Raw genomic sequence first — 20853 nt, 5'->3', positions numbered from 1 at the left:
TACCGCCCCCGCAAGGGGTGGCAAATCACGCTACGCTCACCTTTATCTCATCGCCTTGGGCATCGAACGTTACCGACGATCCCTCGTCAACCTCCCCGCCGAGGATCAGGTCGGCCAGTCGGTCTTCGACGATCTCGTACAACGCCCGTTTCAGCGGACGCGCCCCGTAAACCGGGTCGAATCCCGCTTCGGCGATGTGGCGCTTGGCCTCGTCGGTGAGGCTCAGGTTGATCTGGCGCTCCTCAACCTTCGCCGCGATCTCGCCGAAGAAGAGGTCGACGATCGAGAGGATCTGCGCTTCGCCCAGCGGGTTGAAGACGACGACGTCATCAAGACGGTTCAGAAATTCAGGCTTGAAATGGCGCTTGAGCTCATCGAGCACCATCCCTTCGAGTTTTTCGTCCCCCTGATGCGCCATGATCTTATCGCTGGCGATGTTGGAGGTGAGGATAATGATCGTGTTGGTGAAATCGACGACGACCCCTTTGTTATCCGTCAAACGCCCGTCGTCGAGCACCTGCAGCAGGACGTTAAAGACGTCAGGATGCGCTTTTTCGACCTCATCGAACAGGATAACGCTGTAGGGTTTGCGCCGTACCGCTTCGGTCAGCTGTCCCCCCTCCTCGTACCCGACGTACCCCGGAGGCGCACCGACGAGACGCGACACCGCGTGCTTTTCCATGTATTCGGACATGTCGATCCGGATCATCGACTCGGAACTGTCGAACAAAAACTTCGCCAGCGTTTTGGCCGTCTGTGTTTTACCGACTCCCGTAGGCCCGAGGAACAAAAACGATCCGATCGGGCGGCTTTTGTCGGAGAGCCCCGCTTTGTTACGCTTGATAGCGCGGGCGACGGCGTGGGTGGCACGCTCCTGCCCGACCACCTCGCGGTTGAGCTCGTCTTCGATATGAAGGATCTTCTCTTTTTCGCTCTGAAGCATTTTGGTGACCGGGATCTTCGTCCAGCGGCTCACGACTCCCGCGATCGAGGCTTCGTCGACGCTGTTTTTAAGGAGCGTTCCGGCACGCTGCATCTCATTCCAACGCTCCTGGAGCGCTTTTTCCTCTTCGAAGAGTTTGGGAATCTGGCCGTATTCGATCTCGGCGGCCTTGTTGAAATCGGCCGATTGCTTGGCGTTCTCCGCTTCGCGGCGTTTGGCTTCGATCTGAGCTTTGATCCCCGAAATCTTTTCGAACACCTCTTTTTCATGGGCGAACTGCGCTTCGAGGGCACGGCGCTCCTCGCTTACGTCCGCGAGTTCCTTTTCGATCTCTTCAAGCCGCTTGGTATTCGCGACCGATTCTTCCATTTTGAGCGCCTCTTTTTCGACCTGCAACCGGGTCTGCTGACGCTTGACCGATGCGAGGGCGTTGGGCTCCGATTCGATCTGCATCTTCAGCTCGGCTGAGGCTTCATCGATCAGGTCGATCGCCTTGTCCGGGAGAAAGCGGTCGTTGATGTAACGATCCGAGAGTTTGGCTGCCGCCACGAGGGCCGAATCGGTGATCGTCACGCTGTGGTGGGCTTCAAGCCGCTCTTTAAGCCCCCGCAGGATCTGAAGCGACTGGTTGACGCTGGGTTCCTCGACGTGAACCGGCTGGAAGCGTCGCTGCAACGCGGCGTCTTTTTCAAAATACTTGCGGTACTCCTTGAGCGTCGTCGCCCCGATGGTGTGCAATTCCCCCCGTGCAAGCGCCGGTTTAAGAATATTCGCCGCATCCATCGATCCCTCGCTGGCCCCCGCGCCTACGATCGTGTGGATTTCATCGATGAAAAGGATGACGTTGGCGCTCTTTTTCACCTCGTCGACGACCGCTTTGAGCCGGTCTTCAAACTCGCCGCGGTATTTCGCCCCTGCGATGAGGGCGCTCATATCAAGAGCGATGACTTTTTTGTTCTGGAGACTGAGAGGAACCTCTTTGTTGACGATCCGTTGCGCCAGCCCTTCAACGAGCGCCGTTTTACCTACCCCCGGTTCACCCAGCAAAATAGGATTGTTCTTCGTTTTACGGATAAGGATCTGCATCATCCGTGAAATCTCCTCGTCGCGCCCGATGACGGGAGAGAGTTTCCCTTCTACCGCTTCTTTGGTGAGGTCGATCCCGTATTTGGAGAGCGATTCGAGGGTTTCATCCGCCGTTTGGGATTCGATTTTCTGTCCGGCGCGGGACGCTTCAAACGTTTTGGCGAGTTCGCGCAAATCGACGTATTTGCCCAGGATCTCTTTGAACGGGTCGTTTTGAAGGTTCGCGACGACGTAGGTATCGATGGCGAGGAAGCTGTCTCCGTTTTTGGCCATCTCTCCCGCGCTCACTTCGAGCGAATGGGCGAAATTGCGCGAAAGGCGGATGTTCTCCTTGCTGACATGCGACGCGGCGGGAAGTTTGGCCGCCGCGCTTTTGACGTCGAGTTCGATCGCCGTCTTGTCGATACTCATTTTGTTCAGCATCTGGTTGAGGGGAGAGTTGCTGTTGGCCAGCAGCGCCCAGAGAAAATGGATCGGTTCAACTTCGCTGTTTTTATTGTGTAACGCCAGGGAGATCGACGATTCGATCATCTCGGTCATTTGGTGGGTCAGTTTCTCAAAAATATTCTGCATGGTAAAATCCTTTAGTTGAGTTATAGGAATTATAATACTTTGAGTCTGTTTGTGTCAAGTATCTTTCGTGAAAGATTTTAGACGATCAACGCGGAGAGTACTCCGATCACCCCTCCGAAAACACCGCCCCAGACGACGAGCCATCCCAGATGCTCTTTCATCAGGGTGTGGAGCATCTCTTTGACCATCGCGGGGGTCAGCTCGGCCAGGCGCGCTTCGACGATCTGTTCGATCGATTTCGCCAAATCGGGACTCCCCTGGTGCAAATGGGTATTAAGTGCCCTCAAAAACGATTCGCTTTGCGAAATCTCGATCGTCGAAGCCTTGATCCGTTTGACGAAAGGTTCTTTGAGCTTTTCGATAACTACGTCTCCGCCGAACATTCCCAGCATCGCCCCTAGCGGGGAATCCATGACGCTGCGCACCAGTGCATGGTACGCCGGGGTAAAATCGGTCGCTTCGATGATCGGGGTCAGATCCACGCTGCGTTCGTTCGAACGAACGAACGATTCGATCTTTTCGGGGGTAAAAAACTGTTCCATGACCAGATTTTTGATCGCTCCGCGGATCGACTCGAAACGATCCAGTATGATTCCCGATCCGTAGAGATAGGGAACTTTTTCGAACAGCATGTGAATCGCCAGCTGGTTTGTCAGCGCACCCGAAAGGGCGAACAGGCCCGCCATCCGCATCGCTTCGGCCGCCGTCCCCTCCAGAGCGTAGGAAGCCCCGGTCACACCCAGGGCTACGACGTTTGTCAACCATCCTTTATCCATGAACGCAACTCCTCGTATTAATCCGATAATTATACAAAAATAGCTAAAGTTCGCTAAAAAGAGAGTATTACGAATGTATCAGACGATCCGCTCCCTGCTCCAATCGCATGATCTCGAAGCCATTTCGGGCGCAGTTGCCAGCGCGCTCGAACGCAGCGACGAGGCCCCTTTGTGGAAACAAAAGACCCTTCCTTACGTCCGCGCGATCCTCAGTGTCCTGCTGCCGCTTCGGGAACAGGGGCTTTTGTTCGATCCAGAGGGGAAACCTCACGGCGACCTCACCCCCGAGCTCTTTTTGAGGTGGTGCGATCTGCTCAGCCTCAAAACACTCGCGTTCACCCTCGCCAAAAGCAACGCCGAGGGGATGTTGGTACGAACCCGACATTCTTCGGACCAAACGGCAGGATACCGTCCGGTTGATCTCGAAGAACTCGGAAAATACCTCGCCTCTTACAGCGTCAACCTCGAAGACGAATGGCTCGACTTTCCGATCACCAACTACAATCTCCACATCGGGATCACCTCTCTGATCGCCAAAATTCTCGAAGGAAAACACTGATGCGCGAAATCAAACCTCTCCAAATAAACGGCTATCTCGGGCGCGAAGAGATCACTTCGCACCTTCAAAACGTCGAATACATCGTCATGGCCGCCCCTTCGATGCTCGATGCCCCGCGCCTGCCGATCCATTTTACGATTTTCCTGAACACAAGCGATCCGATCCCCGAACCGATCAAGGCGGCCGTCTTTGAAAAATTCTGCACCGAACACGCCATCACCGCCACCAGCGATCTGCTATTCGAACCCGGGCGCGTGGCATTTGCACGGACGTCGCAGGAGACTCCGATGCCCCGGCACCTTCTCGATCCGGCCGAAGCGAACATGATCCCCTGGGTAGCATTGCAGGTGATCGATTTCCTGGGCGATTCTTCCGAATTCAAAGAGGTGAAAGAGGGATTCAGCGGATGGAGTTACAGCTACTGCTGATTGCACGCCGCTTCGATATCCGCGACCGTTTTGGCGATCATCCCCGATAAATTCTCGTGCCCGCTTTGGGTGACGAGAATATCGTCTTCGATCCGGATACCGATCCCCCGGTAACGTTCGGGGACGCTCTCATCGTCGGCTCTGAAATAAAGCCCGGGCTCTATCGTCATCACCATCCCCGCTTCAAACGCCAGACTCTCTCCCGCAACGTCAACGTACGGGCACGGATCGTGTACATCCAGCCCCATCCAGTGTCCTATTCCGTGAGGCGCGTATTTTTTGTGCGCTTTGGCTTCGATCAGCGCGTCCCGATTTCCGTTCACAATACCCAGATCGATCAGCGCATCACAAAGCAGCTCTTCGCTGAATTTTTGGAGCCAGTCGCGTTTGACCCCCGGCCTGATCGCCTCGATGACCCGCATCTGCACGTCGAGGACTTTTTCGTACACTTCCCGCTGGGGAGCGGTGAATTTTCCGTTGATCGGAAACGTCCGGGTTATGTCGCTGGCGTAAAGTTCCCATTCGCACGCGGCGTCGATCAGCACGAGTTCACCCTCGCGCAATTCGTCACGGTTGTCGACGTAGTGGAGGGTGTTGGCGTTGTTTCCTCCCGCAACGATGGCACCGTAGGCTTCGCTGGCGGCGCCCGAATTTAAAAAGACGTAGTGCATCGCCGCCTGAAGCTGATATTCCCTCATTCCGGCACGGCATTGTCGCATCGCCTCATGATGGGCCCGGGCGGTTATCGCCACCGCCTTGCGGATCGTCTCGATCTCTTCGGGCTGTTTTATCAAACGGAGGGTGCGGATCAGGTGGGTGACGTCGCGGATGGAGCGGATATGGCGTTTGACTCCACGGGTTTCGCGAAGTTCTTTCGCGGCCGATTTGGCCTGCGCCAGAAACGGCGATTCGTCAAACAGATCGATAAAAAGATTGACGTGTTCGCGCAACAGTTCTTTGATCTCTTCGGGGTAGTCGGCAATGTCGCGCACCTCGTCGACGCGGAAGCGTTTCCGTGCTTCGTCCAATCCCGTTTTCGCTCCGTTCCAAAGGGCATGTTCGGCATCGTATGCCTCGACGTAGAGGAGCGTTTTCGTCTCCATACCGGTTTTGATCAGAACAAGGGCGGCGTTGCTCTCGTTCAATCCGCAGAGGTAATAAAAATCGCTGTTTTGACGGTAGGGGTATTCGGTATCGTTGGAGCGGAGCGCATGGGGAGCGGCGGCGATGATCGCCACCCCTTCCTCCATCCGTTCCAGAAGGTTTTGTCGTCGGGTATAAAAGTGTGTCTCATTCATGGCGCTATTGTGCCATAAATGTCAGAAATTTCTCTCCAGAAGCTTGTCGACTTTGAGGATCGTGATGATCCGGTCGGCCTGTTTGCCGACACCGTCGATGAGGCTCTCCTCTTCCGAAATCGTTTCGGGTGCGGGACCTACGTCTTTTTTCGGGAGACGGATCGCTTCGGTGAGGCGATCGATGACGAATCCGGCGACGTCGTCACCGTTTTTCATCACGATGAAACGGGTCTCTTCGGTATGTTTGATCATCTCAAGACCGAAGCGCGAGCGCAGGTCAATGAGGGGGATGACCGAGCCGCGCAGGTTGAATACCCCAAGAATATACGGAGGCGTCTGCGGAACGCGGGTCCAGCTGATCGGTTTAATGATCTCCTGGATGCTCAAAATGGGTACCGAGAACTCTTCATCCCCCACGATGAAGCCGACCAGTTGGATCACTTCATCGATTTTGACGTCGTCTCCGGCGAGGGTTTTGTGCTGTTTATTGATAATCTGTTGGAGTTTTTCGCTCATGGTTATAGCCCCTCGTTAAACTTGATATTGCGTTTGACGACATTCATCAGGTATTCCGGAGAATACGGTTTGGTGATGTACTCGACCATTCCCGACTCAACCCCGCGCATCCGGTCGGCTTTGCCCGAACGTGACGTTACGGCGATCAGCGGAAGATTCTTGTATTTGTTGTATTTTTTGATCTCGCTGGCGAGCGTATACCCGTCCATCCGCGGCATCTCGATGTCGATCAGCATGCCGTCGAAGGTGTGGTCACCCTGTTTAAGGACATTCAGCGCTTCGACGCCATCAACCGCTTCGACCAGGGTGATCCCCATCGGTTCGAGCGCTTTGCGCATGATCGTACGGTCGGTTTTCGAATCGTCGACGATCATCACGCAGTAGTCGCTGGCGGAGGTTTTAGCCCCTGCGCGTCCTTTACCTTCCGCACTCTCCTGTCCTACGGTCGATTTAACCGATTTGGCCATCTGCATCAGGGCCGCCACGTCGACGATAAGCGTCACGCCGCCGTCACCTCGGATCGTCGCACCTGCGATCCCTTCGATCCCTTTGAGGTATTCGCCCAGCGATTTGATAACGATCTCTTCCTGACCGACAAGCGAATCAACGATAAGGCCGATTTTACTCTCCGCCAGTCCCAGGACGACAACGTAAGCGTGTTCGCTGTTGTCAAATACCCGCTCGACTTCAAAGATATCGCCGATGTGTACCAGCGAAAGGACTTCGTCACGCAGACGCATGACCGAACGGCTCTCAACCGTATAGATTTCGTCTTTGCTGATCCGCACCGTTTCGAGGACGGATGCGAGCGGAATCGCGTAATACTCTTCCTGCACCCCGACCAACAGCGCCTGGATGATCGCGAGGGTAAGAGGAATTTTCAGCTTCATCGACGTACCCTGACCCACTTCGGAGTCGATGTCGATCATTCCGTTGAGTTTTTCGATGTTCGTCTTGACGACGTCCATGCCCACGCCGCGTCCCGATACGCTCGTTACCTGGGCCGCCGTCGAGAAGCCCGGTCGGAAGATGAGGCCGTACGCCTCTTTGTCGCTCATCGTATCGGCTTCTTTTTCGGTAATGATCCCTTTTTCGACCGATTTTTGTTTCAGCATCTCCGGATCGAGCCCTTTACCGTCATCGATAATCTGGATGACGATATGGTTCCCTTCATGATACGCTTTAAGCTGGATCGTACCCGTTTCGTTTTTCCCTCTTTCAAGACGAAGTTCGGGGGTCTCGATACCGTGGTCGCACGAGTTGCGGATGATGTGAACGAGCGGGTCGCCGATCTCTTCGACGATCGATTTGTCCAGTTCGGTCTCTTCACCCGTAATTTCGAGCTCGATCTTTTTGTTGAGCTCGCGGGAAAGGTCGCGGATCATCCGTGGGAATTTGTTGAACACTTTTCCGATCGGAAGCATCCGCGTTTTCATAACCGCGATCTGCAGATCAGTCGTCACGAGTGAAACGATCGAGACGACCTGGTTGAGTTCTTCGAGGAACGCTTCCCCTTCGTAACGCTCTTCGACGTCGTCGTTGATTTTGATCAGGCGGTTTTTACCCAGAACCAGCTCCCCGATCAGGTTCATCAGGTGGTCAAGCCGTTTGACGTCGACACGGATCGTCTGTTCGACCGCACCGGCTCCGCGGTTTTCCCCTTCGTCTTTGTTTTCGCTACGGCGCGGTGCCGGAGCCGAAGGAGCGGCTTTGGGAGCGGCGGGAGCCGCAGATGCGGCAGGTTGCGGCGTCGGGACGGGAGCGGCGGCCGGAGCAGGTGCTTCGGGTTCGTTTTCGGGTTCGGCGGAAGAACCTTTTTGCGCCCGTTTGGCGGCGTCTTCGGCCTGACGTTTCGCCAGGAGCCGCTCGATCTCGGCTTCGACCTCTGCGTCACTCATACCGCTGTAATCGGGTTCCTCTTCCGCGTCGCCCCCTTCGGATTGTTTGGCGGCGCGTTTCGCGGCGTCTTCGGCCTGGCGCTGTGCGAGGAGCCGTTCGATCTCGGCTTCGACCTCTGCATCGCTCATACCGCTGTAATCGGGTTCTTCGGCGCTACTCGCCGCAGGGGCGGGTTCCGGTTCACTCTGCACGGGAGCGGCCGGCGCTTCGGAAGCGGCGATCGGGTTCCCGCTGGCCGCGGCGTCAAGACGGACGACGCACGCGCTGACGTCGAGCCCGCCGTCTACGCCCGTATCGCGGATCTGCACCAACAGGGCTTTCATCAAATCGATCGATTCGAGAATAACGTCCATAACGTCGGGATCGATAACGAGATCCCCGTGACGCGCCAGGTTGAGAATATTCTCCATGTGATGGGTCAAATGGGTCAAAACGTCAAAATTCAGAAATGAACTCGCCCCCTTGATCGTATGGGCGACCCGGAAAATACGGTTGAGCAGATCGAGGTCGTCGGGCCGTGACTCCAGTTCCACAAGGTCCTGGTCAAGCTGTTCGATCAGTTCGAACGATTCGACCAAAAAGTCCTGCAATATCTCTTGAAATTCATCCATACCATACACCCCTATTGAATATGTGCACGCACGACGCGGGCTACTTCATCGTAAAATAAATTGGAATCGAATTTGACCAGGTAGGCTTCCCCCCCGGCCTCTTTTCCGCGAATCTCGCTGAAATGGTCGCTGATCGAGGAGTTGAACACGATCGGGATCATTTTGAAACGGTTATCCGATTTTACCTTGGCGGCGAAATGGAATCCGTCCATCAGCGGCATCTCGATGTCCGAAGCGATCAGGCGGAGTTTCGAAGGGAGAGATTCCCCGTGCTTGTCGTACAGGTCCTCGAGGATCTTAAGCCCCTGCTCCCCGTCGGTCGCTTCGATGACGTCGAATCCCATCTGTTCCAGCGCGTCCTTGATGATCCGCCGTGCCGTACCGCTGTCGTCAAGAAGCAGCACGTAACCCGAAAAGTTGTATTTCCCCTCTTCGAGCGTCCCGCTGGAGGGCTGATACAGCCCCAGTTCCTGAACGACTCCTTCGAGGTCGAGGATGAGGAGTACCGCATCGTCTTCGATGCGGGTGACCCCCGTTACTTTTGAGCCGTCTAGGCCTCCCTGGTTGGAAACGAACGAAGCGGGCTCGATGTCTTTCCAGTTGATGCGGCGGATCCGTTTGGCCTCGTGAACGACGAACCCGATCAGGATGTTGTTGAATTCGGCAATAATGACGCGGGCGTTCTTGTCCATCTCTTCGGACGATTCGACCCCCATCCACTTGGCGAGATTCACGACCGGGATCACGACGCCGCGAAGGTCGAAAATCCCTTCTACGAACGGCGGAACGCCCGGAAGCTCGGTCAGTTTCGGGAAACGGATGATCTCGCGCACTTTGGCGACGTTCACCCCGTAAATCCCTTCGTAGATCTCATCGCCTTCACGCTTGAATATACGGAAGTCGACCAGTTCCATCTCGTTCGAGCCGACTTTTAAGATATCTCCATGTCCCATCATAGGGGCTCCTTGCGAAAAACTGCTTCATGCAATAGCGGCTGATTTTGCGAGGATTGTACACTAAAGTATCTTTCGTTACAAGCAAATGCCGCGAGGTTGACATAGCTCATTCCTTCCAGCAAAAAAACCCTGTTCTGATGGAAATGCCCCTCGATCACGATGTCGATTCCACGGTATTGCCCTTTATCCACACGCCGTCGGACGAGGGTTTCGAACCCTTCGATCTTTTTGCAGTGGTTTTTCCGCTTCATCGCCTTTTCCAGCATTCGGACAATGAAACCTTTCCCCAGGCGGTCGATCCGCGCAAGCGTTTTGAGGATCAGGGGGGAGCGGATCAGGGCCGTGTAAAGCTCGTACAGGGTCCCCATCCGTGTATCGCCGTGGGAGAGCGCCACGGTTTTTTCGCCGAACCGGGCGACCCAGGGCTGCTGCGCACGGGAAAACACCCGTACTTTCGGAAACACCCCCGCTAAAACGAAATCGTGGTTCCCTTCGAGGTAGACGACGTCGATTTTTTCGGAAACACGGTTCAGGAGAGCCACCGCGTCGGCATTGAGACGGCAGGTCGCTTCGACGGGGCCGAAAAGGAGGTCGAACACATCCCCCATCAAAATCAGCTGGGGGGCCTTTATCTCCCCCGAATCGAGGGCCTGCAGGAAGTCGTAAAAGGGGGTACGCCACGGGGCGCAGTGGGCATCCGCGATCAGGATCGCGCCCTCACGGAGGGTATCAGGGGACATACGCAATTTTGGGAATGCCCAGCGTTTCGTCGAGCCCCATCATGATGTTGGCGTTCACGAGGGCCTGGGAGCTTGCGCCGCGCATCAGGTTGTCGATGGCGCACATGGCGACGAGGGCATTACCGTGACGCGTCGCGTAGACGTCGGCGAAATTGGTTCCCGCCGTCATCTTCGTATGCGGCGGGGCATTTCGGACCCGCACAAACGCTCTGGCGGCGTAATACTCGTGCATTACCGCGAGCGGATCGCACTCTTGCGTGAGGGTCGCATAGACGCAGGCGAGCATCCCCCGCGTCATGGGCACCAGCGAAGGGACGAAGGTCACTTTAACCTCATCGCCGCACAAGGCGGAGGCGTGCTGTTCGATTTCGGCCGAATGGCGGTGCTTAATGATGTTGTAGCAGTTGATGTTGTCGTTGACGCTCACGTAATGGACCGTCGCGCTGGGCGATTTTCCCGCACCCGAGACGCCGGTTTTGGAATCGACGAAAACGGGGGCGGAGAGATCGACGTAGCGCAAAAAGGGGGCAAGCGCCAGGAGCGTCGCCGTGACATGACAGCCGGGGTTGGCCACAAGGCGCGATCCCTCGGCCGCCCTGCCGTGCAGTTCGGGAATCGAATAGACGGCGTGCGAAAGGTTGTCGCGGTCTTCGTGTTCGCAGTAAAACGCTTCGTAATTTTCGGCACTGAGGCGATAGTCGGCGGAGAGATCGACCACCTTGACCCCGCGTTCGAGTAGCCCTTTGGCAGTCTGCATCGCGGTTTTGTGCGGCAGCGCGAGGAATACCAGCTCGCATGCGGTCGCGGCGCGATCGAGATCGACTTTTTCGACGGGAAGATTGCATACTCCCGCCAGTGCGGGATGGAGTTCGTCCAAAGCCGTCGCGCCTTCGGTATTGGCACAGTAGACGAGCTGGAACACCGGATGGGCGATCACCATTTTAACGAGTTCGACCCCCGTGTATCCGCTGACGCCGATAATCCCTACGTTAACGGCACTCAAATACGATCTCCTGATATTTCACTTCGACCACTTCGAACGTTTTTTCGCCGCCGGGGAGGCGGGCACTGAATTCATCCCCCTCTTCGCGCCCAAGGAGCGCCTTGGCCAGGGGCGAATTGAACGAGATCAGCCCCATATCGGGGTTGCTTTCGCACCCCCCGACGATCGTGTAGGTCACCTCTTCGTCGCTCGCCAGGTCACACAGCACGACGGTCGAGCCGAAGCTGACGCGGGCGTGTTCAAGCTCGCTCGGGTCGACGATCTGCGCGCGGGAAATGACGTCTCCGAGTTCGGCGATGCGGTTGCCGATGAAAGCCTGTTTTTCACGGGCGGCGTGGTACTCGGAATTTTCTTTCAGATCGCCGTATTCTTTGGCCCGCTCGATTTCGGCGTTTACGGCCGGCAGATCGATCGTTTTGAGGGTGTTCAGCTCATCGGAAAGGCGCTGAAACCCGTATTTGGTCATGGGTTCTTTTTGCTCCACGGTATTCTCCGGTAAAAGTTAATCCCCTATTATACCAGCAGCCGGGTCAGTTATTGATGATGCGCAGGTTATTCGGCGCTTTTTTGGCGGTTTTTTTCTCGACCGCAAAACTTTTTTGCAACTGGTCGGCAGAAACAATGGACGAGCCTTCCCCCAGATAGACAACGACCGCGCTCACCCCCAGCAGCTTGAATTCGCACCGGTTGCCGTCACGGTCTTCGGCGACGATGCATCCGCGCTCGCGGTCGGGCGCGTCGTAAAAATTGCGCACCTCTTCGGTAAACCGTGCGATCAACGCTTCGACTTCGGTGCAGACGCTCTCGAACGTGCGGGCATCACCGAGCGTCACCCCGGCGAAAAAATCGTCCCCCCCGATGTGCCCCTTGAAATATTCCGGGGAGAATACCTTGTGCATCAGCTCGGCAAACAGCAAAATCACCCTGTCCCCGTTACGAAACCCGTAATGGTCGTTGTAGGGCTTGAAATGGTTAAAATCGAAATAACACACCGCACACGCTTCGCCCGTCTCGAAAATACGCGAAATATAGCCGTCGATCATGAAATTGCCCGGCAGTCTGGTCAGCGGGTTCTCGTCACGGGCGCGCATCAGGTTGCGCTCGTGGATGACGTCGATCATGTCCCGGGCGCTCAGATAACCGATGTAACGCGATCCTTCGGTGATGAGCACTCCCGGGGCGTTCTGGGACTGGGAAAAGAGTTCCACGATCATCTCCAGAGGCGTCGCGGCGTCAATGACCGGAACGGGTTCGATATAGGTTTCAAGAACCGAAAGATTCGATGAACGGTTCTGGATCAGCGACCTCCCGTAAGGGGAATAGATGACCGATTTGAGACGGTGTTCGTGGATGATCCCCATCGGCACATGCGCCACGTCGACGACGGGGACAAGGAACATCTCCTCCTGGGCCTTGAGTAAATCAAGGAGCGATTCCATACTCTCGCCGATCACGATCGGTTTGAGGTATTCAAGCCGTTTGAGAAGAATCGAACGGTCGCGGCGGCTCCGTTTGTCAGGCAGAACATCACCGCCGACATGCGGATAGGTACCCGATAGTGCGGAGCATTCCAGCGTCGGCCGCTGGATAAAATACCCCTGCACCCTGTGACATCCGATCTCCTTGCACACGAGCAGCTCCCGCTCGTTTTCGATCCCCTCGGCGATCACGCTGCATCCGGTCAAAGTGGCCAGTTTTACCATGTGGCGGGCCAGCAGTTTTTTTTTGGGGTCTTTGTCGATGGAACCGAGAAAAAAACGGTCGATTTTGATGATGTTGGGGCTGGAGTGGTACAAAAGCTTGTAACCGGAGTAGCCGGTGCCGAAATCGTCGATCGCGATGCAGAATCCCTCGTCGGCGTAGTGGTCCATCAGGGTGGTAAAGTGGTCGAAATCGACAATCTCGTTGTGCTCGGAGAGCTCGATCACCATCGCCTTTTGATCAAGCCCGTAGCGGCGCAGGATCTGCGACGTGTTCCCTTTGGAAAAATCGGTCATCTCGAGCACCCGGTTGTCGATGTTGTAAAAAAGCTTGAGGTTTTCGAATCCCTCGATCGTACAGAATTTGGCGATCACTTTTTCCCGCAACCCCAGGTCGAACGTATAGAGGACGTTCTCTTCGTAAAGACGGTCGAAAAACGCCTCGATGCTCTCGAAGCCGAGGGTGTCCGTCCCCCGCAGCAGCGCCTCTACGCCGAAGGTCACGCCTGTATGGATATCGACGATCGGCTGAAACGCGACGTCCAGGACACGGAGATAATGCTGGTAAAGGGGGTGTAGAGGTTCCATGAGCGGGAGTATAAACCGCCCGCGTCACAAAGAGGTTACAAACCGATCCGCCGCAGTGCGAGCGAACACATCGCCAGTCCGAATGCCCCCGTCACGCCGACAAAGCTCCCTTTTTCCTTGATCCGGGGGAGTTCTGCGGAACAGATGCAGCTAAAATCGCCCCGAAATTTCCGCTTGCGCAGTTCGGCACGGATCTTGGCGGCGAATGGGTCCCCTTCGGTTTTCCAAATCGAGCGTACCTCGATTTTTGTCGGATCGAGCCGTTTGGCCGACCCGACGGAGCTGATAAGTTTCGGGTGGCATTTTTCGATCACGGCGAGTTTGGCTTTCATGTCGTCGATCGCGTCAAGAACCAGGTCAAAGGGCTCGAAGTCGAATGCCTCGACCCATTCGGGGGTGATTTTCTCCGCAATCGCCCTCACTTCGGGATAGTGGGTTTTGAGCGCTTCGACTTTGAGTTCCCCCTCGTGCGTCTCAGAGTGCATCTGGCGGTTCTGGTTGGAGAGGTCGTAGCGGTCGAAATCGACGATCGTGATGTCGCGCACTCCGCTGCGGTAGAGGCAATCGAGGCAGAAGCTGCCGACCCCGCCGACGCCGAGAAGGAGAATACGCGCGTTTTGGAGCCTGCCGAACGCCTCTTCGCCGAAAACGAGTTTTGTGCGGACGTGTCTCACAACCACTCCCGCAGTTTATGGAGGGTATCGTAGGAGGTCATATCCAGCTTGATGGGGCTGACCGAAACCATCCCCTTCTCGATCGCCTCGAAATCACACAGTCCGTGTTCCAGACGTTCGGGTCGCGCTTTGAACTCAAGCGGATGAAGTCCCAGCCAGTAATACTCAAGCCCGCGCGGGTTACGGTGAAGGTGGGCGTCGTTGGCGTAATAGCGGTATCCCGCATAGGTAACGGCAAAAGTGAGCTCTTCGGTGTCGTAGGGGATGTTGACGTTCAAAAATTCGCGCTCGCCGAGGGGGAATTCCCCTTCGAGCACTTTTTGGGCGAGATGGCGCACCGCCCGTTTGGCCAGTGCGAAATCCCCCATTGGCTGGGTAAAATCCATCACTTGCGATACGGCAATCGATGGGACTCCGTGAAGCACCGCTTCCATCGCCCCGGCACACGTCCCCGAATAGGTGATGTCTTCCCCCATGTTGGAACCCTTGTTAATCCCGCTGATCACGAGATCGGGCTTGCGGTCCTCGAACATCGAGTGAAACGCCAGGTAGACGCAGTCGCTGGGAGTCCCGTCGTCAAGTTTGTAAAAATCGTCGCCGACGCTGATGAAACTCAGCGGCCGCGTCAGGGTGAGCGAATGTCCGCAGGCGCTTTTTTCGGTCGTCGGTGCGACGACGGTGACGCGTCCCAACCCCTCCAGCGCTTCAACGAGGGCCAGCAGCCCCGGCGATTCGTATCCGTCATCGTTGGTAATCAGTATCTCTTTCATGCGGTCGGTTATTTCCTTTTGGTCGGTTTGAGCGGGACGATGATGAAGCAGTTGAGATCTCCCCGCCGTTCATACGCCAGAACGCAATCGTGTTCTTTGAGGATCGCGTCGACGATGTAGAGCCCAAGGCCGAAGCTGTCTTTGGTCGGATGGTCTTTGGTAAACGGCTCGATGTAATAGGAGAGGGGATTTTTCAATGCTTCCCCACGGTTGGAAAAGACGATCTCCTCCCCCTCCATCGTGATCCGGACCGTTTTGTCGGGGGAATATTTGATCGCGTTGTCGATCAGGTTTTTAACCGCCGTGACGAAAAGCTGGTAATCCGCATCGATTTTCACCGACGCGTCAAGGGTTGTCTGAACGGTATCGGGATCGGCCATGGCCGCATCTACCGCACCGTCGATGACGTCGATGAGACGGTATTCTTTTTTCTCAAGATGCTGATTCCCCGAGGTGATCTCTTCGATCAGGGCGAATTCCCCGATCAGCGACTCAAGCCGCTCGAAAATCCCCTGAAAGCGCTGTCGCGGTTTTTCGTCCGAGAGCATCGTCGCGGCGATCCGCCCCTTGGCGATGGGAGTTTTGAGCTCGTGCATGATGTTGCGCAGAAACAGCGTCCGCGAATCAATGAGGGAGCGGATTTTGTTCTGGGTGTTTTCGAGCTCATTGGCGATCAGGGCGATTTCGTCGCTGCCCTGCATCCGGAAGCTGACCCCCATATCCCCCTCCCCAAAGCGGGCGATCTGTTTTCGAAGACGGCGCAGGGGGCGGAGCCGGTAAATAATGAGGCCGAACGAGACGGCCAGGATCGCCATGATCGTCCCGTACGCCGAAACAAGGGTTACAGGCTGGTAGGCCTGAACGCTTTGATCTTCGAGCAGCAGGGTATGGCGGGCCGACTCGACCCAGAAATAGATGTGCCCGCGGTATTCGATCATCGAAATGACGATCGGCTGCGCCGCTTCGGTCTCAAAACTCAGTTCCAGCGGCGCGACGTCCTGCAGCGTCGGGTCGGGGGTACCGTCGGTTTTGAGGATCGTGCCGTGACGGATGATGATCTCGTACTGGCGCGGATCAGTAACCTCTTCGAGCGAATAGAGCGCGAGGTTGGCTTCGAACATCGGCTGGGATATCTGTTTGATGAGATAGGTATGGTAAATCTGGCTGATGAGGGAGTGTTTGGTAAAAATATTGTCGATGTGCTTGGCGCGGTTGGAAAGATAGAGCTGGTAAAACGTCGAACTCACGCTCGCGACGGTCACGGTGAGCGCAAAGACGACGGTTACGAGAACGGCGTTGTTTTTGAGCATTATTTGAGCAGCTTGTAGCCGATCCCCCGGATCGATTCGATCAGGCTTTTGTCCCCGAGTTTGTTGCGGATCCGCCCCACCATGACGTCGATGCTTTTATTCGACGAGTCCTCATTGATGGCGCTCACGTTGTGGATCAGGTCTTCGCGCGAGACGACCATCCCCTGTTTTTTGATCATGTACGAAAGGATGCCGTACTCGGCGTTGGTCAGATCGAGCGGGCGGTTTTTATAGCTGATCTGCATCGCTTCTTCATTGAGCTTGAAATCGCAGGCATTCTCGGTAGCCAGAGCCGCATTCGCGTCGTAGCGGCGGAGTACCGAATGGATGCGCGCTTCGAGTTCTCTGGGGTCGTAAGGTTTGGGGAGGTAGTCGTCCGCCCCCAGTTCGAGGGCGTTGATTTTGTCGGTGACATCAGAACGGGCCGAGGAGATAATGATGGGGATGTTCTGGCGTTCGCGGATCGCTTCGCACACTTCCAGACCGTCCATCCCCGGCAGCGTCAGGTCCAAAATCACGACGTCGAATTTTTCGAGCTTCAAAATGCTCAGCGCCTTGAACGGATCGTCCTCCGTAACCACCTGGAAATCGAACTGTTCGAGAAATTCGGTGAGGATCTCGGCAAGTTCGAGATCGTCTTCAATCATTAATATTTTTACGTTACTCATGGCGCTATTGTAGCGCAGCGAGGGTTAATCAAAAACTAACCCGCCATCAGCGCGACATGGTAGGCGATAAAGGCCAGCGCATAGGCCACGATCGTCGTAAAGAGGAAAAGATAGCCGAAATATTTGATCCCTCCCGCTTCGCGGGTGAAAACGACCGATGCCGCAAGGCAGGGGAGATAGGTCATGATGACGACGACAAACGCCACCGCCGAAGCAAACGGGATATGCTGGCTGATGGCACTCATCAGCGAGTTGTCCGATTCGCTCGTATCGGCACCGAGCGAATACAACACGCCCAGGGTCGAAACAACCACCTCTTTGGCCGCCAGACCCGTCTGAAGCGCTACCGCCATTTTCCAGTCAAATCCCAGCGGCGCGAATGCGGGTTCGATCGCGTGGCCGATCATCCCCAGGAAACTCTGCTCAAGCTGCTCTTCGGAGAGCCTGTTTTCGAGCATCGCAGCCTCCTGGGCCGATGCGGCGGTCGCGATTTTCGCGGCATAAAGCGATTCGAGCGAAGCGTCTTTGGGATAGGTGCTCAAAAACCATACCAGCATCGACGCCGCGGCGATGAACGTCCCCGCCTTTTTAAGATACATCATCGTCTTGGTCAGAACCGTATGCCAGATCAGCTTCGCCGAGGGGAGCCGGTATTTGGGCATCTCCATGACAAAGGGCTCATCCGATCCTTTGAATGCCGTCATTTTAAGCACTTTCGCCGCGATGAGGCCGATGATGGCACCGAGGATATAGATGCCGAACAAAACGTTCCCGGCCATCTCGGGGCCGAAAAAAGCCCCCGTAAAGAGGACGTAAACGGGAAGGCGCGCCCCGCAGCTCATGAAACCGATGACGAACAGCGTCAACAGGCGGTCCCGGTCGTTTTTGAGAATCCGCGCCGACATGTAGGCGGGGATGGAGCATCCGAATCCCGTCACAAGCGGAATGAACGACTGGCCGTGAAGACCGAATTTGTGGAAAAAACCGTCCAGCAAAAAAGCGACGCGCGACATGTACCCCGTCGATTCGAGCAGCGCGATCCCGATAAAGAGGATCACGATGTTGGGGATAAACAAGACGACGGCCCCGACCCCCGCGATCACCCCGTCGACGACCAGCGAACGGATCTCCTCGTTGGCGATCGTACCGCCGACCGCTTCGCCGAACCAGACGAAAAACGCATCGATCCAGTCCATCGGAATGCTTCCGAGCTCAAACGTCAGCTGAAACAGCCCCCACATGAAGAACAGAAAAATGGGTATCCCGAAAACGGGATGGATCAGGACGCTGTCGATCTTTTCGGTCGTCGTTTTTTTCTCCGGCGCTTTGGGTTTGACTTTGACCGCTTCGGCGATCACGCCGCGATTGAACGAGAGATATTCCTCGGCCAAAGCCTCTTTCATGTCGTCGGTATCGTGGTGCAGCAGAATATGGCGGTCGGCTTCGATCAGCATCGGCTGCAATTCGGTCCAGATCGGATTGTCGTGCAGGGTGCGATAGGTCTTTTTCTCTTTTTGCAGCAGGTTGATCGCGATGTTGCGATTACTGATCGATGCCTTGAAACGGTGGCGGTCGAGATAATCGGCGATCACCTTGATCTCCTCTTCGACCGCTTCGCTGAAAATCAGTTTGGCTTCCTGCGTCGGGGCGTTATACACCTCGATGACGCGGGCCATGAGCTCTTCGAGCCCCGTTTTGGCCGCAGCGGAAACACGGACGCAGGGGATCCCCAGCAGCTGCGAAAGATACGCGGCATTGATCTCGATCCCTTCACGGTCGGCTTCGTCGCTCATGTTGAGCGCGATCACCATCTTTTTGTTCATGGTCATCAGTTCCGCAGTCAACTGGAGATTTTTCTCCATGTTGGTCGAATCGAGGACGTTGATGATCATGTCGTAACGTTCGTTGCATAAATAGTCGTGCGTTACCCTCTCTTCGATCGAGTAATCGGTAAACGCGTACGTTCCGGGAAGATCGACGACGTTGAAATTGTACCCCGCGTATTCAAACTCGACTTCGGTTTTCTCGACCGTCACCCCGGTGAAATTCCCGACGTGCAGCCGGGCGTTCCCGATCGAGTTGATGAGCATGCTTTTGCCGACATTGGGCTGACCGACGAGGGCGATGGTAATTTTATCAGCGGACATCACTCACCTCGATCAGTTCGGCTTCCTCGCGGCGCAGGGCGAGGGAGACATTCCCTATTTTTATTTCGAACGTACTTTTCGCGGGAGCGCATTCAAGCATCTTCACTTCCGCCCCCTTCATCAGCCCAAACGACAGCAGGCGCTGTTTCAGAGCCCCTGTCGCGTTGACTTTGACGACCGTTGCGGTCCCCCCCTTGGTGCATGCACTCAGCAGTGTCATCGTTTCCCCATTCACATGTTATCCTTTAGAAATTGTAGCTCATACGAACCAAAAAACGGCTGTAACCGCCATCCGTTCCGCCCTCGCCCGCATTGTCGTTGCCATCCTGAATCCGCGCATAACTTGCGTCGACTCCCAGCCGTTCATTCACCGCATAGGCAACGATGACGTCGGTTTCGCGGACTTTTACGGCGGCCGGATCGCTTTTGAACACTCCGTACAGAACGCTCAGGCTGAGCCCTTCGACACCCGCCGCGCCCATATCGACTTCGGCACTGAACTGATAGGCTTTAACGTCTTCCATCCCCTCAATCGTCCACTCTTCCATCGACGTCACGTACGGCCCGCCGCCGAATCCGATGGGCGGAGTTTTCCCCTCGCCGTTACTGCCGCGGTTATACGCCGCGCCGACGGTCACCGGGCCCGCAATGAACGCCGCGCCGATTCCGTAAACGTTTCCGTCCACGCCGCTTTTGGTCCCATCAGCTTGCGTGTCTTCTTTAAACGCGGCATACTGGGCATTCAGCTCAAGCCCCATCTCTTCGCCGAACCCTACGGTATAAGCAGCATCGGCATAATAGAGGTCGGCAAATTTGTCCGCGCCGTAATACCATCCCTGAACTGCCAGGTTGTCGACGCTTTCATTCATAAATCCGACAATCGCGACGCCGTTGCTTCCATCCGCCGGTTTTTTGAATTTGGAAATATCACTGCCCGAATCGTATCCGGCCCAGCGGGTCATGTATCCTCCCACGAGCGTTGTACCTTCGATACCGCGATAACTTGCCACAGCCGCTTCAAACGTGTTGGGGTGCATACGGATATCGTCGGTATCGGCAAACGGCGTATCGAGCTGCTGACGTCCCACACGAAGGTTGAAATCGTTCGCGCTGTAATCGAGGTATGCCTCTCCTGCGTAAGCGTACGATTTCGTATTTTCGCCGAACAGATCGGCGTTGGCTTTCCCCTCATCGAACGAACCCGTCGCGAAATGAAGCTTTTGCGATACGTACGCCCCGATACCCAGCTTAATGTCGTTCCATGCGGCCGTTTCGTATTTCACAATACCGCCGATGGCCGTACCGTACGTATCCTGATCGGCTTCGTTGTCCTGGCTCACGTACGCGGCACGGATTTGCCCTTCGGCTTTTCCGGCGACAAACGCCTCATCCATGCTTGCCGCGTTCAAAACAGCTACGGCCGCCATACTCATTGCAACGATCTTTTTCATTATTATTCCCATTACTCTTCAAGGATACAATCAATCAAGATATTGATATGCGTTATTAATTTGTAAAAGAATGATAATGGCTATCAGCTTACATCATGCTTAATAATGATAACTCTTTTCAATTAGAGTGTTGCGCCCCGCTTTGGTTATAATGCCG

19 protein-coding genes are annotated in these 20853 nt (G+C 55.6%); 2 read left to right on the top strand and 17 right to left on the bottom strand.

The genetic code is table 11. The annotated features are described in order from the left end of the window. Positions 1 to 25 precede the first annotated feature (25 nt). Both E0765_RS10580 and E0765_RS10575 read right to left on the bottom strand, forming a co-directional pair. Entirely contained in the window at positions 26 to 2602 is a 2577-nt protein-coding gene (locus E0765_RS10580; protein WP_132813190.1) for an ATP-dependent Clp protease ATP-binding subunit, read from the bottom strand. Positions 2603 to 2679: 77 nt separating this feature from the next. Then, positions 2680 to 3378 (bottom strand): DUF445 domain-containing protein, encoded by a 699-nt coding sequence (locus tag E0765_RS10575; protein WP_132813189.1) that lies wholly within the window; start codon positions 3376 to 3378, stop codon positions 2680 to 2682. 73 nt (positions 3379 to 3451) lie between these two features. Between E0765_RS10575 and E0765_RS10570 the strand changes: the two genes are divergently transcribed. Together E0765_RS10570 and E0765_RS10565 are read left to right on the top strand one after the other, a co-directional pair. Beyond that, a complete protein-coding gene (locus E0765_RS10570) occupies positions 3452 to 3937 on the top strand; it encodes a hypothetical protein (protein ID WP_132813188.1) in 486 nt (161 codons plus the stop codon). Next, on the top strand, positions 3937 to 4365 hold the full coding sequence (locus E0765_RS10565) for a hypothetical protein (protein ID WP_132813187.1): 429 nt from the start codon (positions 3937 to 3939) through the stop codon (positions 4363 to 4365). Before E0765_RS10570 ends, E0765_RS10565 begins: the two co-directional genes overlap by 1 nt. On the opposite strand, the gene E0765_RS10560 is transcribed toward E0765_RS10565, so the two are convergent. From E0765_RS10560 to E0765_RS10490, 15 genes are read right to left on the bottom strand one after another with little or no spacing between them, the layout of a single operon-like run. Next, positions 4356 to 5663 (bottom strand): aminopeptidase P N-terminal domain-containing protein, encoded by a 1308-nt coding sequence (locus tag E0765_RS10560; protein WP_132813186.1) that lies wholly within the window; start codon positions 5661 to 5663, stop codon positions 4356 to 4358. The genes E0765_RS10565 and E0765_RS10560 overlap by 10 nt on opposite strands. 21 nt (positions 5664 to 5684) lie before the next feature. Beyond that, positions 5685 to 6179 (bottom strand): chemotaxis protein CheW, encoded by a 495-nt coding sequence (locus E0765_RS10555; RefSeq protein ID WP_132813185.1) that lies wholly within the window; start codon positions 6177 to 6179, stop codon positions 5685 to 5687. A gap of 2 nt (positions 6180 to 6181) precedes the next feature. Continuing rightward, entirely contained in the window at positions 6182 to 8689 is a 2508-nt protein-coding gene (locus E0765_RS10550) for a chemotaxis protein CheW (RefSeq protein WP_132813184.1), read from the bottom strand. A gap of 11 nt (positions 8690 to 8700) precedes the next feature. Next, positions 8701 to 9642 (bottom strand): chemotaxis protein, encoded by a 942-nt coding sequence (locus E0765_RS10545; RefSeq protein WP_132813263.1) that lies wholly within the window; start codon positions 9640 to 9642, stop codon positions 8701 to 8703. Then, positions 9642 to 10385: a metallophosphoesterase gene (locus E0765_RS10540; RefSeq protein ID WP_132813183.1), complete on the bottom strand. Its 744-nt coding sequence runs from the start codon at positions 10383 to 10385 to the stop codon at positions 9642 to 9644. The genes E0765_RS10545 and E0765_RS10540 overlap by 1 nt, the downstream gene beginning before the upstream one ends. Beyond that, entirely contained in the window at positions 10375 to 11388 is a 1014-nt protein-coding gene (argC, locus tag E0765_RS10535; RefSeq protein ID WP_132813182.1) for an N-acetyl-gamma-glutamyl-phosphate reductase, read from the bottom strand. Before argC ends, E0765_RS10540 begins: the two co-directional genes overlap by 11 nt. Next, a complete protein-coding gene (gene greA, locus E0765_RS10530) occupies positions 11375 to 11872 on the bottom strand; it encodes a transcription elongation factor GreA (protein ID WP_132813181.1) in 498 nt (165 codons plus the stop codon). The genes argC and greA overlap by 14 nt, the downstream gene beginning before the upstream one ends. A 46-nt stretch (positions 11873 to 11918) precedes the next feature. Further along, a complete protein-coding gene (locus tag E0765_RS10525; RefSeq protein WP_132813180.1) occupies positions 11919 to 13676 on the bottom strand; it encodes a GGDEF domain-containing protein in 1758 nt (585 codons plus the stop codon). Positions 13677 to 13711: 35 nt separating this feature from the next. Beyond that, entirely contained in the window at positions 13712 to 14350 is a 639-nt protein-coding gene (locus tag E0765_RS10520) for a ThiF family adenylyltransferase (protein ID WP_132813179.1), read from the bottom strand. Beyond that, positions 14347 to 15120, bottom strand: a complete 774-nt coding sequence (surE, locus tag E0765_RS10515) for a 5'/3'-nucleotidase SurE (protein WP_132813178.1) — start codon at positions 15118 to 15120, stop codon at positions 14347 to 14349. The genes E0765_RS10520 and surE overlap by 4 nt, the downstream gene beginning before the upstream one ends. An 8-nt stretch (positions 15121 to 15128) precedes the next feature. Then, complete coding sequence (locus tag E0765_RS10510) at positions 15129 to 16430, bottom strand: ArsS family sensor histidine kinase (protein WP_132813177.1); 1302 nt, start codon at positions 16428 to 16430, stop codon at positions 15129 to 15131. Next, positions 16430 to 17098 carry a response regulator transcription factor gene (locus tag E0765_RS10505; RefSeq protein ID WP_132813176.1) on the bottom strand — a complete coding sequence of 223 codons (669 nt, stop codon included), beginning with the start codon at positions 17096 to 17098 and terminating at the stop codon, positions 16430 to 16432. Before E0765_RS10505 ends, E0765_RS10510 begins: the two co-directional genes overlap by 1 nt. 35 nt (positions 17099 to 17133) lie before the next feature. Further along, on the bottom strand, positions 17134 to 19245 hold the full coding sequence (gene feoB, locus E0765_RS10500; protein WP_132813175.1) for a ferrous iron transport protein B: 2112 nt from the start codon (positions 19243 to 19245) through the stop codon (positions 17134 to 17136). Then, positions 19235 to 19480, bottom strand: coding sequence for a ferrous iron transport protein A (locus tag E0765_RS10495; protein ID WP_368666184.1), 246 nt, complete (start codon positions 19478 to 19480; stop codon positions 19235 to 19237). The genes feoB and E0765_RS10495 overlap by 11 nt, the downstream gene beginning before the upstream one ends. A gap of 10 nt (positions 19481 to 19490) precedes the next feature. Then, complete coding sequence (locus tag E0765_RS10490) at positions 19491 to 20696, bottom strand: OprD family outer membrane porin (RefSeq protein WP_165921743.1); 1206 nt, start codon at positions 20694 to 20696, stop codon at positions 19491 to 19493. Between the last annotated feature and the right edge of the window lie 157 nt (positions 20697 to 20853).

It is taken from the genome of Sulfuricurvum sp. IAE1 (assembly GCF_004347735.1).
GTDB lineage: Bacteria > Campylobacterota > Campylobacteria > Campylobacterales > Sulfurimonadaceae > Sulfuricurvum.
This window is presented reverse-complemented; position numbering and strand designations above follow the sequence as displayed.